The organism is Embleya sp. NPDC055664 (assembly GCF_053618075.1).
In genome coordinates, this window is sequence record NZ_JBSHGZ010000047.1 from 48,269 (window position 1) to 63,081 (window position 14,813).

Here is a 14,813-nt window from a genome sequence, read left to right on the forward strand (position 1 = left end):
CCCGCCCCGCGCACCCGACCGCACGCCTCGCGTCGCCGAAGGTCCGTCAACCCTGGAGCCGCCATGTCCGCCATCCCCCTCGACACCGACACCCAGGCCGCCGCCACGATCGTGCGCCCCGATGTCCCCGACTCGGACTGGAACGACTGGCACTGGCACATGCGTCGACGCATCACCAACGTCGACAAGGCCCGGCAGTGGATCAACCTCACTCCCGAGGAGGAGCAGGCGATCGCCGGGGTGGCGGGGCGATATCGCTGGAGCATCACGCCCTACTACGCCTCGCTGATGGATCCCGACGACCCGCTCTGTCCCGTACGGCAACAGGCCGTGCCCGCCGGCGGCGAACTGGTCGAGTTCTCCGGCGCGGAGGTCGACCCCGTCGGCGACACGTTCTACCGCAAGACCAATCGTGTCGTGCACAAGTATCCGGACCGGGTCATCCTGCTGGTCACCGAGGCATGCCCGGTGTACTGCCGGCACTGCACGCGCAAGTTCCACACCACCGACGTCAACGGCACCTACTTCCGCGACGACGAGGGCGAGTCCTTCGACGAGGATCTGCGCTACATCGCCGAACACCCGCAGATCCGGGACGTGTTGCTGACCGGCGGGGATCCGCTGTCCTATCGGGACGGCAAACTCGAGGAGATCATCGCGGGACTGCGGGCGATCCCGAGCGTGGAGATCATCCGGATCGGCAGTCGATTCCCCGTGTTGTTGCCGCAGCGCATCACCGACGAACTGTGCGAGATGCTGGCCCGGTATCACCCGGTATGGGTCAACACCCACTTCAACCACCCCAAGGAGATCACCCCGGAGGCGAGCGCGGCGGTGGACCGCATGTTGCGCCACGGCATCCCGGTGGGGAACCAGACCGTGCTGCTGCGCGGGATCAACGACGACGTCGCGACCATGCGCACGCTGATGACGGAACTGCTGCGTATCCGGGTCCGCCCGTACTACCTGTACCACTGCGACAACGTCACCGGCGTCTCGCACTTCATGACCTCCGTGGCCAAGGGCTGGGAGATCATGGAGGGCCTCCAGGGCCACATCACCGGCTTCGGGGTGCCGCAGTACGTGCTGACCACCCGCCTCGGCAAGATCCCCATCGCGCGGCCCTACTTCACCGTCACCCCCGACGGCCTGCGCCTGCGCAACCACAAGGGCGAGGAAATGCTCGTCGACAACGCGGTGTACCCGATCACGGAGGCGGACACGCGATGACCCTGGACAAGCGACTGGGACAACGTTTCCTGCCCTACGGCGCGAACTGGCTCGACTGGTCCGACATGACGGAACTGCGGGAGGTGATCGACCACCAGGTGTTGTTCCGTTACCAGACCGAAACCGAGAGCATGGCCTCGCGGTTGGAGCGGGTCACCTGCGAACGCCTGGGCGTGGCTCACACGTTGGCCGTACACAACTGCACCGAGGCGCTGCGACTCGCGCTGATCGCCACCCGCCCGCGCATCGGCGACCGGGTGTACATGCCGGCCGTCACGTTCGTGGCGGTGGCCGGCGCCGTGTTGTCCTGCGGGCTGATCCCGGTACTGGTCGACGCCGACGACTCGTTGTCGCTGGACCCCACGCTGCTGCCGTCCGACGCCGAACGGGTGATCGTGGCCCACATGGAGGGCGCGGTGGCCACGCTGCCCGAGGGGGTGCCGTATCTGATCGAGGACTGTGCCCAGTCCCTCGGCGCCCGCTTCCCGGACGGCCGTTCGGTGGGGACCGCGGGCTACGCGGGGACCTTCAGCTTCCACCACAACAAGGTGCTCACCTCGGGCGAGGGCGGGTTGGTGATCAGCAACGACGAGCAGGCGTGGGCGGCGATGCGCTGCTACCACGACCACGGCTCGGCGCGGGTGCCCGGGCGTTATCCCACCTGGAACGAAGACGCCTACTACGGGGAGAACTTCGTCACCGGCGAGCAGGTCGCCGCGGTCCAGTGCCAGCAGTTCCGTCATCTCGACGAACTCCTCGAGGGGCTGGAGCGCATGTACGCCATCGCGATGGGGGACCTGCCGGACCGGGCGGACCTGGAGGTACGGCCGCGCGCGGCGGGCGACGCGAAGGTCAGCCTGCGCTTTCGCTGCCGCGACCGCGCGCTGCGCGACGCCGCCGTGGCCGCGCTGACCGCCGAGGGCATCGCCAACTGGACGCTGAACAAGTACCTGTTGCCGGAGCACCCGGTACTCACCGGCCGCCGCTCGCTCTACGCCGACGGCTTCCCGTGGAACCACGCCCCCGAGGGCTCGCTCATGCTCAGCCACGACGGATTCGCGCGTACCCGCGATCGATTGGACCGCACGCTGTGCGTACCGCTGGCGCCGGAATTGCCGGAGGCGGAACAGGTCGCCGCGGTCAAGGCGATCCGGCGCGTCCTGGAGGCGGTGTGAGCGCGGGGCGGGCGCCCGTGTTGCTGATGGTGGACGATCGTGCCTCGTCGTTCACCCGCTACGCGGCACGGGCGTTGCCCGAAGGCCTGGTCCTGCTGCGGTTCGCCGAGTTGCGTGGCGATCTGCGCGAGGACTACCTGAGCGAGACCGCGCACCTGCCGGCGTTCTGGGTTCGCGAAGGTGTGCCCCTGGCGGAGGAGGCCCGGCGCTACCGGGAGTGGGCCGCCGAACTGCCCACACCGCCCACCCGCTTCTGCAACCCCTCCGAGCCGCGCCAGCACGTCGCGCAGCGCTTCGCCGCCCTGGCCGGACTGCCCCACCTCGGCGAACACCAGGTGGCCTGGGTGCGTGACAAGGCCGCGATGAAGCGGCGGTTCCGCGAACTCGGCCTGCGCACCGCCGCCTTCGGCCACGTGCGGTCGGCGGCGGACGTGGAGCGGTTCGCCGCGGAACACGGATGGCCGCTCGTGCTCAAGCCGGTGGACTCGTTCGCGTGCGTCGACACCCACCTGCTGCGCGACCGGGACGCGGTGCGCGACATCGACCTCACCGCCCGCGACTTCATGGTCGAGCAGTACCTCGGCGGCACCGAATGGGAGGTGTGCGCGCTCATCCACGAGGGCGAGGTACTGAGCGCCTGGCCCAGCGCGATGCCCTACCGCCCGCTGGCCATCGTCGACGGCGCGATGAACGCCAACATCAGCGTCGGTACGGACGAGGGCCCGGCCGTGGACCTGCCCGCCCTGCTCCAGCGCATCGTCACCGGCATGGGCATCGACCACGGATACGCCCACATGGAGTTCTTCGTGGTCGACGGGCAGGTCTACGCCGGCGAGATCGGGATCCGGTTGGCCGGCTGCGAGATCCCCGCCAACCACGGACACGCCTACGGATTCGACGTCTTCGCGGCCACGCTGGACGTGTACCTTGGCCGCCGCCCCCGCCTGGACTACCGCGAACGCCGGTGCGCCGGCGATCTGCTGCTGCCGCTGCCCGGATCGGGAACGGTACGCCGGGTCACCTCGGCGGACGAACTCCTGCGCCTGCCCGGCGTGGTCGACGCGGTCGTGCGGGCCGGGGTCGGCGACACGGTGACGGCCCGCCGCGCGTCGCACAACGCCTCGGGACACGTCCACGTCGTGGGCGAGTCGATCGGGCAGGTCGAACGGCGTATGCGGGCGGTCCTGGACGCCTTCACGATCGAGGTTGCCCCGGTCCGCGAACCTGATCCGGTGTCCGGATGACCGCCGCTCCGCGTCGGGAGGACACCGACACCGAGACCGGGACCGACGCCGGATCCGTGGTCGACCCGGGCCCGGCCGCCGCGAACTCGGCGCCGGCGGCGGCCTCCGAGCCCGGCGGCGGGCTGTTCACCCGCTTCCGTGCCCTGCTCACCCGCCCCGGCGTCGCCGGCGTGGCCTGGTGGAGTGTCGTCGCCCGGCTGCCCGTCTACCTGATGTCGCTGGCCATGGTACTGACGATCCGCGAGCAGGGCGGGAGTTACCCGCAGGCCGGGCTGATCGCCGCGCTGTACACGGTCGGCATGGCCCTCGGCAGTCCGCTGATCGCCCGCCTGCTCGACCGCGACGGCCGCCGAGGCGTGCTGATCGTGACCGGCCTCGCCTATCCGGCCACGCTCGCCGCGCTGGTGTGGGCCACCCGACCCGGCTCCTGGGCGCAGCCCGTCCTGGCCGTCGCCTCGGGCATCGCGCTGCCGCCGACGAACGCGTGCATGCGGGCGCTGTGGGCGCGCATGCCGCTCGACGACGCGCAACGGGAGACCGCCTACCTGTGGGAGGCCCTGCTCACCGAGATCCTGGTCATCGGTGCACCGTTGATGCTCGCGGCCCTGATGGTGTGCGGCTCCGCCGGAGCGGCGCTGACCGTGGTCGCCGTCGTCGGCGGCGCGGGCGCCCTCGGCCTGGCCTGCGTGCGCGTGCCCACCAACCCGGAAGCGGTGGCCGATCCCGGCTCGGAGGGGGCCGACGCCCGCGCCGCGCCGCGCCACCCCCTGCGCGATCCGCCGATGCTCGTGCTGATGGGCGTGATGGCGGCGAGTGCCGTCCCGATCGGCCTGATGACGCTGGCCATTCCGGCCTCGGTGTCCGCGCACGGATCGAGCGACGGCACGGGAGTCGTGTACGCCTGCTGGGGGGTCGGCAGCGCACTGGGCGCGCTGTGGCTGGGGCGCGCCCCGTCGCGGGTCGCGATGCATGTGCGCTTCCCCCGGCTGGTGCTCGCGTACGCGATCGGTACCGGGCTGACCGTGCCCACCACCTCCCCGGTGACCCTGGGCATCGCCCTGGTCGTCGGGAGCATGCCGATGGCCCTGGTGTCGGCCGGCGAGATGACCCTCGTCGGCGCCCTCGCGGACCCGCGGCTGCTGGCACAGGCGTTCACGTGGGCGTCGCTGGCAACGGTCCTGGGGGACGCGATGGGTCAACAGGTCGGTGGTCTGCTGATGGACCCGATCGGCCCACGCGGTGTGTTCACGGTCGCGTTCGGCGTGGCCCTGGTGGGCGCGGGACTGGCTTTCGCGGGACGCAGGGTGCTCGTCCCCGAGGCCGCGCCCCCGGCGCAGTGCGCGACTTGACCGCCTCCTTCGACCGCTCCGGCCCCGCGATGGCCGCCGACCGCCGGCGAAGTCCCGTCCGCCCCACCCGGTTCGCCCCGTGCCCGACCGGGCCAATCCACATCACACACGAGGTCACCCGTCATGAACGCTCCCGTTGTCGCCGCAGCACCCGACCGCCCGGATCCGACGCCCGCCGGCGCGCTGTTCACCGTGGTCGACTTCGACCGACTGCCGCAGGCGGTGGTCGAGTTCCTGGCCGCGCCCGCGCAAACCCCCGTACCCGTGGCGTGCGCCGAACGCCCGGACCTGGCGCACGCCGTCGAACTGGCCTCGCGCCTGTACGCCGGGATCGCCCTCCCCGAACCCCTCGACGTGGGCATCCTGCTCGGGGCGGAGGACCTGCCCGACGGTCTGCCCGCGCTCGCCCGCCCGCTCGCCCGCACCTGGGTGACCGAGCACGAACTCTGCGGCACGGCCGCGGCGTTCCGGCGTCGACACCCCGGAACGCTGCTGCTCGTCGGCTGCTACGACCGGCTCAACCTGGACCCGATCCGCGGCCTGCTGCTGACCACCTATCGCGGCCGCGAGCCCGGCCTCACCCTGCTGAGCGGACGCGACGCGGCCTCGGTGGCCTGGAACGTGGCCAAGCAGTACACCTCGACACCGGCCGCCGGGGTCGACGCGATCGGCCTGTTCACCGACACCGACCGCCCGCCGCACCCCTCCGGGGTCCGGGTGTTCGACGACCGCGACTTCGAACGCGTCGACATTCAGGCCGAGATCCTGGGCACGCGCTGGCATCGGGTGGCGTTCCAGGGACACGGCAAGGACGACAGCGTCAACCTCGGCGAGTTCACGATCTGCGGCCTGAACGCGGCCGTCCCGCCCCGGGCCGGCCTGCTCGGGCCGCGCTGCGCGTACGGGCTGCCCTGCTACAAGCCCGAGGACAAGCTGGTCCCGCTCAACCGCGTGGAGGCGGCCGAGGTGGTGCTCAGCGCCTGCAACAGCGGCCCGCTGGCCGACCTCGCGCTGTACGACCCCCGGTATCAGCTGCTGCTCAACGCCCTCGACGGACCGGCCCGCACGATCGTCTCCGCCGTCTCCGTGCACGACTCCGATCGGCCGGAGAACGTCGCGTGGATGCGCGCGGCCCTGGCCGGCGCGGACTCCGTGGACACCCTGAACGCCGGCCTCGCCGGCTCACACCCCTACCCGGCGTTCATGCGTTTCGGGCTGCCCCGTACCCCCCGGGACATGCCCGCGCCGACCCCTTCCGAGCACCGCCCCGACCCGCTCGTGCTCACCGCCGGACGGCGCCTGACCACCCTGCTCACCTCGGAACTGCTCCCGCACAACCACGCGTTGCGCCCGAGGCTGGTCAAGCTCGCGCGCAAGGTGGACCTGTGGCTCGCCCGGCCGACGCATCTCGCCGACCAGTCGCCCGAGGAGATCCGCTCCTCGCTCACGGCCGACCTCCAGTCGCTCGACCACGTGATCACCGAACAGGTCGTGGCGAACCCCGAGAACGAGATCATGAGCTACCCGGCGCACTTCGGCGACCGCAGCTCGCTCGATCCGCAGGTGCGCGAGGTGACCTGCCACTGCGGGCGCCCCGCCCAGGAGTTCACCCGGCGCGGATTGCTCCCGCACGTCTCGGACACGATCTGCGCGGTCTGCATGCGGTGCGGCGACGTCACCTTCCGGGTGCCCGAGGCGCCGTCCCTGCTGGCGTACGCGGCCGACGAGGTGGCGCAGGGTGGGGAGTTGGAGGTGCGTGCGGTGCTCACGGCCGCCCGGCCGGGACCGGTGCGACTGGGCCTGTTCGTGCCCACGTACCTGCGTGAGGACACGACCGTGGTACCGGCCACCGTCCGGATCCGGGCCGTGGACGACCGCCCCCAGGACGTCGCCTTCCGGGTCCGGTTCGCCGCCGAAACCGCGCCGCAGGCCTACTACTTCACGGTCTTCGCCGTGCAGGACCTCGCCGTCTCGACGGCACGCCGCCATTTCGGGATCGTGCCGCGCCGGACCTGAGGATCCGCCCCGAACCCCCATTCCCACGTCATCACAAAGGACGGATGCCATGGAAACCCGAGACAAGCCCGAGATCGAACTCGTCGAGCAGAACGGCGAGCTGACCCTGAGCATCGGCGGCGAACAGGCCATGCAGGCCTGGGAGCGCGACCTGATGTGGGCCAGTGCCGACATGTTGTGCGAATACGGCCGGGACTTCTACGAAGTCGGCCTCGGTCTGGGGCTGTCCGCGCTGCGGATCGCCGGCAATCCGGCCACCCGCAGCCACACCGTGCTTGAACTCTTCGACGAGGTCGAGGAGTTGTTCCGAAGCAAGCACCCGACGCTGCCCGACAACCTCGCCATCGAGCGCGGCGACTTCTTTCAACGTGTCTTCGAACTGCCGTCGGAGAGCATCGACGGCATGTTCTTCGACCCCGCCCTGGACATGGAGGTGTGGAAGGACGAGGCGCTGTGGGCGAGGACCATGCCCGAGGTCGTTCGAGCGCTGCGCCCCGGCGGGGTGTTCATCCCCTTCTTCAGTACCCGGCCGGAACTGCGGTGGCAATACCTGCCGCACTTCCGCAGCATCCGGGTCGAGTCGCATCCGTACCAGGCGTACGAGGGCACCGAGTACACGTACGGCACCAGCGGTCAGGCGTACATCCAGTGTTTCCGCAAGACCTGACCACGCCGTTCCGTTCCCACGATCTCATTCCGGAGGCAGCCGCATGACCATCGCCCCCTCGACCGACCGACTGTGCGGCCTCGACGTGAGTTCGCTGTTCCTGGCCGGGCCGTTCATCCAACTCTTGGACCCGGCCACCGGCGAGATGCCGGAGCACGCACGGGCGCCCTTCGACATCCTGATCCGACACTTCGAGGCACGCGGACTCGCCGTGCACAACGCGCACCGCCGCGAGGCGTGGGGCGCCGAGCTGATGCGCCCGGACCAGTGCACCGGCCTCGACCAGGACGAGATCCGCAAGGCCGACGTCTTCGTCGCGCTCCCGGGCTTCCCGGCTTCCCCGGGTACCCACATCGAGATGGGCTGGGCCAGCGCCTTCGACAAGCCCATCGTGCTGATGTTGGAGGAGGGACGGGAGTACACGTTCCTCGTCCAGGGGCTGCACACCGTGGCCACAGTGGAGTACGTGGAGTACGCGCAGGGCCGGGACATCGCGGAATACCTGCCCGAAGTCGACGCGGCGCTGCACCGGGCGGTGACCCGGCACCGCGAGCGCACCGGCAAGGGCGAGAGCTGACCGGCGCGTTGCCGCATCGGCGGGTGGTCGGGCGCAGGCCCGGCCACCCGCCTCCGCACGTGGCCGATCGGACGGGGACGGGGACGGGATGGGGATCACTATGGGGATGGGGGTTCGATGAGAATCGCCGTGGCCGCGCTCGCCGCCTTGGCCACGTTCGTCGCGGGGGGCATGGCCGGCTCCGGGTCGGTGCGCCCGGATGGGGCACGAGCGTTCCCGGCGGCGCGGGCGGAGGCGGTGCGCACCCCGGCGGCGCCCCGCTACACGGTCGAGTTGGCCGGTGACGCCTCGGGGAGCGGGTGGACCGGTCACGAGCGGGTGGGATTCACCAACGTGTCGGCCGCTCCGCTCGGTGAGGTGTACCTGCGGTTGTGGGGCAACGCGCACGGTACGTGTTCCGCGCCACCGATCGAGGTCTTCGAGGTCACCGGTGGTGTCCCGGCGGGCCTGTCGGTCGGCTGCACGGCCCTGCGGATCGAGTTGGGCAGGCCGCTGCGTCGCGGGGAGGGCGCCACGATCGGCTTCCGGCTGCGGATCCGGGTCCCGGCCGGTATCGACCGGTTCGGCCACGACGGCGACCACGCCTTCGTCGGCAACGCGCTGCCGGTGCTGGCGGTTCGGGACGGGACGGGCCGGCACCTGGACCCGTACACGAACACGGGCGAGTCCTTCTACTCGCTCGCCGCCGACTTCGACGTCACGCTCGACCACCCGTCGAACCTGCGGGTACCGGCCACCGGCACCTCGGTCGACCGTCCGGGCGCACCCGGGCGCACGGTCACCACCGCGACGGCCCGCGACGTGCGGGACTTCGCCTGGGCGGCGGGGCCGTTCACCGGGATCTCCGGGACCTCCTCGACCGGCGTCGAGATCAACGTGTACGCGGACGGCGGCATCGAACCGGCCGATGTTCGGGCCATGTTGGACGTCGCGCGGGCGGCCGTCGAGGCCCATGCCGGGCGCTTCGGCGCGTACCCGTACACCGAACTGGACGTGGTCCTGGACGACGATCTGTGGTTCAGCGGCATGGAGTATCCGGGCTTCGTCCTGGACCGCGTGCGGCCCACGGCGCTCGTACACGAACTGGCCCACCAGTGGTGGTACGGGATCGTCGGCAACGACGAGTACGGCGGCCCGTGGCTCGACGAGTCGTTCGCCGAATACGCGACCGACCTCGCGCTCGGGAAGACGGGGGAGGGGTGCGGGAGCGAACTCTCCTGGGCTGCGTCGACGGAGCGGATCACCAACTCGATGCGGTACTGGGACGCGCACCCGACACGTTACGAGACGGTGGTCTACGACTACGGAAAGTGCGCGCTGCACGAACTGCGACGGCTGATCGGCGAACCCGCGATGGAGATCCTGCTGCGCGACTATGCCACCGCCCACCGGTACGGAGTCTCCACCACGGCGGAGTTCAAGAAGGCGGCCAGGGCGACCACTTCGCGGGACCTGACGCCGTTCTGGGCGCGGTACCGTATCGACGGTTGACGGTGAGCATGCGGGGCGCGGCGCGGACCCGTAGGGGGAGACCCGGCAACGGCACTTCGGGGCACGGCAATTGCGCCCCGGATGGACCAGGGTCGACGTCCTCCGCGCCGACGATTCGCACGGACGGCGGGCCTCGCAGACTGGATCGGCGATGTCCCTCCGATCCCTGGGAAGAGCCGATGCGTACCCGTACCCCGATCCTTGCCTCAGCTCTCGTGCCGACCCTGGCCGCCGGCCTCTTGGCAGTCCCGGGGCGGGGCGGGACCCGGTACTCGGGAGGCCCGTCGCGCGGTTCCGGCCGGGCCCGATGCCGGCGGGGGTTCCTCCGCGGTGTCGGGTGGCGAGTGGGTTTCGGGTGTGCGGGATCTTGGGGGAGGGCAGGCGGGAAGGTCGGCGGCCCGTCCGCCGGTTGATGTTCGAGGCGAGGGAGATGGTTGTGGAGTTCGGTCCGAGTCGGCGCGGGGTTCTCGGTGGGGTTGCCGCGGGGGTCCTTGCCGTTGTTGTTCCGGATGCGGGAAGCGCCGTCGCGCGGGGTGTGGACGACCGGGGGGTCGTCGGGCGGTTGCGGGCGCTGGAGCGGGCGCATGCGGCACGGCTCGGGGTGTTCGCGTGTGATGTGGTTTCGGGGCGGACCGTGGTCCATCGCGCGGATGAACTGTTCCCGATGTGTTCGTCGTTCAAGACCATCGCGGTGGCCGCCGTGCTGCGGGACCTCGATCGGGACGGGGAGTTCCTGGCCAGGCGCATCCGGTACACCGAGAAGGACGTCACCGAGGTCGGGTATGCGCCTGTCACGGGGCGGCCCGAGAACCTGGCCGATGGCATGATCGTCGCGGACCTGTGCGCCGCCGCCATTGCCTACAGCGACAACGGGGCGGCGAATCTGCTGCTTCGCCTGCTCGGCGGTCCCGGCGCGGTGACCGGTTTTTGTCGGTCCGTCGGGGACGGGGTGACCCGGCTCGACCGGTGGGAGCCCGCGCTGAATTCGGCGGAGCCGGGGCGGGTGACGGATACGTCGAGTCCGCGTGCGCTCGGCCGGACCTACGCCCGGCTCGCGCTGGGCGGTGCGCTCGATGCGCGGGACCGCGAGCGGTTGACCGGATGGCTGCAGGCCAACACGACCGGCGGCAAACGACTGCGGGCGGGGCTTCCCGGGGACTGGGTCGTCGCGGACAAGACCGGCACCGGGGGCTACGGCACCACCAACGACGTGGGTATCGTCCGGCCGCCGGGGCGGGGGCCGATCGTGATGGCGGTCCTGTCCACGAAGGACGACGCCGCGGCGCCGGCCGACGAACCGCTGCTCGCCCAGACCGCGACGGCGCTGGCGGAGGCATTGGGCTGACGTGTACGGGAGCGGGAGCCGGAGGCGGCGGGCGCCCCCGGCCCCGCCGCGTGTGACCGACTGGTTCCGTTCCGCTACGGGTCGTGCGGCGGGCGGATTCAGGCGTGGGTGGTGCTGAGGGCTCGGCGCAGGGCGGTCAGCGAGTCGGGGACCTCGCGGGTGCGCAGGACTCGGGCCCGCCAGGGGGCGAACAGGCGTTTGCGCCAGAAGGTCCGCGGATGCAGCGTCCACTCGACGGTCAGCCGGGTGGCGGCGGCTTCCTCGACCACCTGCCAGTTCCACTCGACGTAGCCGGGATTGCCGTCGTCGGTCGCCGAGCGGTGTCGGAACACGCCGTGGACGGCGTCGATCGCGGTCAGGCGCGAGCGGCTTCGCCACGACGGCATGCCGGCCGGCTTGACCACGACCAGCCACTCCGCGCCCGGTTCCAAAATCGCCGGACGCTCCAGCACCTTCGTGATGGCGGCATTCCATTCCGGCAGCCGACGCACGTCGGTGACCAGGTCGAAGACCGCGCGCGGGGTCGCGGTGAACGAGGCAGTGGCCGAGCCGGAGAAGACCGGCCCACCGCTGTCGTGCGCGGTCATGACGCGCCTCCCGTCCCCGAGTGTCGGAGAAGTGGGATGTGGTTCCAGTATCGCGCGCCGGGCACTCGGGCCGACGGGCGCCGAGCGGGCGGGCGAGTGGTCAGGGTCGTGGTGCCCCGGAGCCGTCCGGAGACATGTCCTCGCTGCCGATGACCGACAGCAGTTCGAGGCGGGCGGCGCCCTCGGTGCCCGACGGGGCGGTGAACCACAGCAGGCGTTGGCGTCCGTCTTCGCTGAAGAGGCTGTGGCAGTCGAGTTCGATCACGCCCAGGGTCGGGTGCACGATGCGCTTGTGGTCCGTCCGCCGCAGCCCGACGTCGCCGGTGTCCCACAGGTCGGCGAACTCCTCGCTGCGGCGTTGCAGTACGGCGACGATGCGTCGGACCGCACTGTCGCGGTCGCGCCGGGCGGCGACCGCGCGCAGGTCGGCGACGAAGACGCGGGAGTGGTGGGGATGGTCCTCGGGCGGGTAGATCGCCCGAGCGCCCGGGTCGGTGAACCAGCGGTACACGAAGCTTGCCGCGGGACCGTGCAGCGCCGGCGCCGGTCCGACCAGGGCGACCGCGAGCGGGTTCTGGACGAGGGTTTCGTGCAGATCGGTGATGACCTGCGCGGGTGTGTCGGCGAGCCGGTCGAGCAGCCCGAGCAGGGCGGGTTGTACGTGTGCGGCCGGGCCGTGCGGCGGTGGGAGCGGCCGGTCGGCGAGGTGGAACAGGTGGTCCCGCTCGTCGCCGTTCAGCCGCAGGGCGCGGGCCAGGGAGGCAAGAACCTGGGCGGAGGGTCGGGTGCCGCGGCCGCGTTCCAGTTCCGTGTAGTAGTCGGCGGAGAGTCCGGCCAACTGCGCGACCTCCTCGCGCCGCAGGCCCGGGACCCGGCGCCGAGGGCCGACGGGCAGTCCGACGTCGGCGGGCCGGACCCGATCGCGCCGGGTCCTCAGGAATGCGGCCAACTCGGACTCGTTCACGCCACCATCCTCGGACATGCCGCCACGTGGATCCAGGGGTCGGCGACCCCAGGGTAAACACAGCCGTGGTCGGACCGGGCCCGTCGGCCCAGGCTGGGATCGCAGCGAGCCGGCCGCGCCGAAGCGCATTCGCGGTGGCCGGCTCGTCGATCCCTCCCCTCATCCACCGCAGGAGTTCGCATGTCCGCCGAGGAAACCGAGAAGATCCCGATGCCGGCTCGGCAAGCCGAGCACGCCGCGATGCCGGACGCGGCGGGCATCGGTCCGGTCCGGCCCCGCGTCGCCGTCGTCACCGGTGGCTCACGCGGCATCGGCCGGGGGACCGTGCACCGACTGGCAGCCGACGGATACGACATCGTCGTCGGGTACGCGGGCAACCGGGACGCGGCCGAAGCCACCGCCGAGGCCGTGGTCGCCGCCGGTGGTCGCGCGGTGGCCGTGCGTGCCGACGTCGCCGACGAGGACGAGGTGGCCGCGCTGTTCGCCGTCGCCGAGTCGGAGTTCGGCGGCGTCGACGTCGTGGTGCACGCCGCGGGACGCATGTACCTGGCGCCGGTCGCGGATCTGGACCTGGCCGAGCTGGACGCCGCCCACCGCACCAACATCCGGGGCACGTTCGTGGTCGCCCGGCAGGCCGCCCGTACCCTGCGCCCCGGCGGCGCGTTCGTCACCTTCTCCACCTCGGTCACCGGCTTGGCCTTCCCCGGTTACGCCGCCTACAGCGCGAGCAAGGGCGCGGTCGAAGCGCTCACCCTGATCCTCGCCCGCGAACTGCGCGGCCGGGACGTGACGGTCAACGCCGTCGCCCCCGGTCCCACCGCCACCGACCTGTTCCTCGACGGCAAGGACGCCGCGACGATCGCCCGACTCGCCGCCGAGCCGCCGCTGGAACGCCTCGGCACCCCGGCCGACATCGCCGAGGTCGTCGCCTTCCTCGCCGCACCGGCCGGCCACTGGGTCAACGGCCAGGTCATCCGCGCCAACGGCGGCATCATCTGACCGCCCGGCAACCCCGACAGACCATCTTCGAAAGGAAAACCCATGCCGTTCGCGAACTTCAAGATCCCCGCCGGAACCCTCGACGAAAAGGCCAAGGAAACCATCGTCACCCGCACCACCGAGCTGTATGTCGAGATCTACGGCGAACGAGCCCGCGCCACCACGCTGGTCCTCATCGAGGAGGTCCCCGACGGCGGTTGGGGCATCGGCGGCAACGTCCTGACCCTCGCCCGGCTCACGCAGCCCACCGACGACTGACACCCGACCGACCCGCCGACCCCACCGTGTGGGAGGCCATCGCCGGGAACAGTGATTTGCCTTGTGTGGGTGGGTTGTTCGGGTGTGGGTCGGGTCGGTGCCCGGGCTTTTCGCCGGAAATCCGTTGTCGTTCCGGCGTCGCTGGGGCCTCCGGTGGGTGTTCGCGTGCTTCGATGTGGCGGGCGGCCCGCAGGGGGTACGCACGAAAGGACGGAATACCGATGGCCGAAGAACTGATCGCCACATTGAACACGACGCTCGGGCAGGTCGTCGTGCGACTGTTTCCCGAGCACGCGCCGGAAACCGTCGCCAACTTCGTCGGACTGGCCGACGGCACTCGCCAGTGGCGTGATCCGTCGACCGGTGCGCCCGGCAAGGGAGCGCTGTACAACGGAACGATCTTCCATAGGGTGATCGGCGGCTTCATGATCCAGGGCGGCGATCCCCAGGGAACGGGTATGGGCGGGCCGGGATACGAGTTCAAGGACGAATTCCACCCCGCCCTGCAGTTCGACCGGCCGTACCTGTTGGCGATGGCCAATGCCGGACCGGGAACCAACGGCTCCCAGTTCTTCATTACCGTCGCCCCGACGTCGCACCTCACGAACCGGCACACGATCTTCGGCGAGGTGGTCGAGGGCCGGGAGGTCGTCGACGCCATCGCGAAGGCCCCGACCGGCCGGAACGACCGCCCGCTCACGGACATCGTCATCCAGTCCGTCGCCATCGAGCGCCGCCAGTCCTGACCCACGCCGATCGTGGTGCCTCCGCTTCCCAGGTCGGAGGCACCACGATCGCGCACCGGGGTTACCGCCCTCGTATCGGCCGGACTTGCCATAACCGCAACTTTTCGTGCCGCCGTGGTGTGGGCCGGCGAGGCTGGGGTGCGTCGAACGGGCCGGTGGTTGCCG

At 71.1% G+C, this 14,813-nt stretch carries 14 protein-coding genes; 12 read left to right on the forward strand and 2 right to left on the reverse strand.

Annotated elements, in window-relative coordinates; genetic code table 11:
- The first annotated feature begins 63 nt into the window (after window positions 1–63).
- From blsG to bla, 9 genes are all read left to right on the forward strand, one after another.
- Window positions 64–1,230, forward strand: coding sequence for an arginine 2,3-aminomutase (gene blsG, locus ACWGR4_RS43150; protein ID WP_452130033.1), 1,167 nt, complete (start codon window positions 64–66; stop codon window positions 1,228–1,230).
- Window positions 1,227–2,405 carry a DegT/DnrJ/EryC1/StrS family aminotransferase gene (locus tag ACWGR4_RS43155; RefSeq protein ID WP_452130034.1) on the forward strand — a complete coding sequence of 393 codons (1,179 nt, stop codon included), beginning with the start codon at window positions 1,227–1,229 and terminating at the stop codon, window positions 2,403–2,405. Before blsG ends, ACWGR4_RS43155 begins: the two co-directional genes overlap by 4 nt.
- A complete protein-coding gene (locus ACWGR4_RS43160) occupies window positions 2,402–3,649 on the forward strand; it encodes an ATP-grasp domain-containing protein (RefSeq protein ID WP_452130035.1) in 1,248 nt (415 codons plus the stop codon). Before ACWGR4_RS43155 ends, ACWGR4_RS43160 begins: the two co-directional genes overlap by 4 nt.
- On the forward strand, window positions 3,646–4,998 hold the full coding sequence (locus ACWGR4_RS43165) for an MFS transporter (RefSeq protein WP_452130036.1): 1,353 nt from the start codon (window positions 3,646–3,648) through the stop codon (window positions 4,996–4,998). Before ACWGR4_RS43160 ends, ACWGR4_RS43165 begins: the two co-directional genes overlap by 4 nt.
- Window positions 4,999–5,121: 123 nt before the next feature.
- Window positions 5,122–7,014, forward strand: a complete 1,893-nt coding sequence (locus ACWGR4_RS43170; protein WP_452130037.1) for a hypothetical protein — start codon at window positions 5,122–5,124, stop codon at window positions 7,012–7,014.
- A 49-nt stretch (window positions 7,015–7,063) separates the two neighbouring features.
- Window positions 7,064–7,681: a class I SAM-dependent methyltransferase gene (locus ACWGR4_RS43175; RefSeq protein WP_380002294.1), complete on the forward strand. Its 618-nt coding sequence runs from the start codon at window positions 7,064–7,066 to the stop codon at window positions 7,679–7,681.
- A gap of 43 nt (window positions 7,682–7,724) precedes the next feature.
- A complete protein-coding gene (locus ACWGR4_RS43180; protein ID WP_380002293.1) occupies window positions 7,725–8,258 on the forward strand; it encodes a nucleoside 2-deoxyribosyltransferase in 534 nt (177 codons plus the stop codon).
- A 117-nt stretch (window positions 8,259–8,375) separates the two neighbouring features.
- The gene (locus ACWGR4_RS43185; RefSeq protein WP_452130038.1) at window positions 8,376–9,749 is read left to right on the forward strand and encodes a M1 family metallopeptidase; all 1,374 of its coding nucleotides are present in this window, start codon (window positions 8,376–8,378) and stop codon (window positions 9,747–9,749) included.
- A 430-nt stretch (window positions 9,750–10,179) separates the two neighbouring features.
- Window positions 10,180–11,094 carry a class A beta-lactamase gene (gene bla, locus ACWGR4_RS43190; RefSeq protein WP_452130039.1) on the forward strand — a complete coding sequence of 305 codons (915 nt, stop codon included), beginning with the start codon at window positions 10,180–10,182 and terminating at the stop codon, window positions 11,092–11,094.
- 98 nt (window positions 11,095–11,192) lie between these two features.
- On the opposite strand, the gene ACWGR4_RS43195 is transcribed toward bla, so the two are convergent.
- On the reverse strand, window positions 11,193–11,681 hold the full coding sequence (locus ACWGR4_RS43195) for an SRPBCC family protein (protein ID WP_452130040.1): 489 nt from the start codon (window positions 11,679–11,681) through the stop codon (window positions 11,193–11,195).
- Between the two features lie 100 nt (window positions 11,682–11,781).
- Window positions 11,782–12,645 carry a helix-turn-helix transcriptional regulator gene (locus ACWGR4_RS43200; RefSeq protein WP_452130041.1) on the reverse strand — a complete coding sequence of 288 codons (864 nt, stop codon included), beginning with the start codon at window positions 12,643–12,645 and terminating at the stop codon, window positions 11,782–11,784.
- A 240-nt stretch (window positions 12,646–12,885) separates the two neighbouring features.
- Between ACWGR4_RS43200 and ACWGR4_RS43205 the strand changes: the two genes are divergently transcribed.
- The 3 genes from ACWGR4_RS43205 to ACWGR4_RS43215 all read left to right on the forward strand — a co-directional run bounded on the left by ACWGR4_RS43205 (window position 12,886) and on the right by ACWGR4_RS43215 (window position 14,648).
- A complete protein-coding gene (locus ACWGR4_RS43205; protein WP_452130049.1) occupies window positions 12,886–13,644 on the forward strand; it encodes an SDR family oxidoreductase in 759 nt (252 codons plus the stop codon).
- A 42-nt stretch (window positions 13,645–13,686) separates the two neighbouring features.
- Window positions 13,687–13,902 carry a tautomerase family protein gene (locus ACWGR4_RS43210; protein ID WP_452130042.1) on the forward strand — a complete coding sequence of 72 codons (216 nt, stop codon included), beginning with the start codon at window positions 13,687–13,689 and terminating at the stop codon, window positions 13,900–13,902.
- A gap of 221 nt (window positions 13,903–14,123) precedes the next feature.
- The gene (locus tag ACWGR4_RS43215) at window positions 14,124–14,648 is read left to right on the forward strand and encodes a peptidylprolyl isomerase (RefSeq protein ID WP_380002287.1); all 525 of its coding nucleotides are present in this window, start codon (window positions 14,124–14,126) and stop codon (window positions 14,646–14,648) included.
- Window positions 14,649–14,813: the final 165 nt, after the last annotated feature.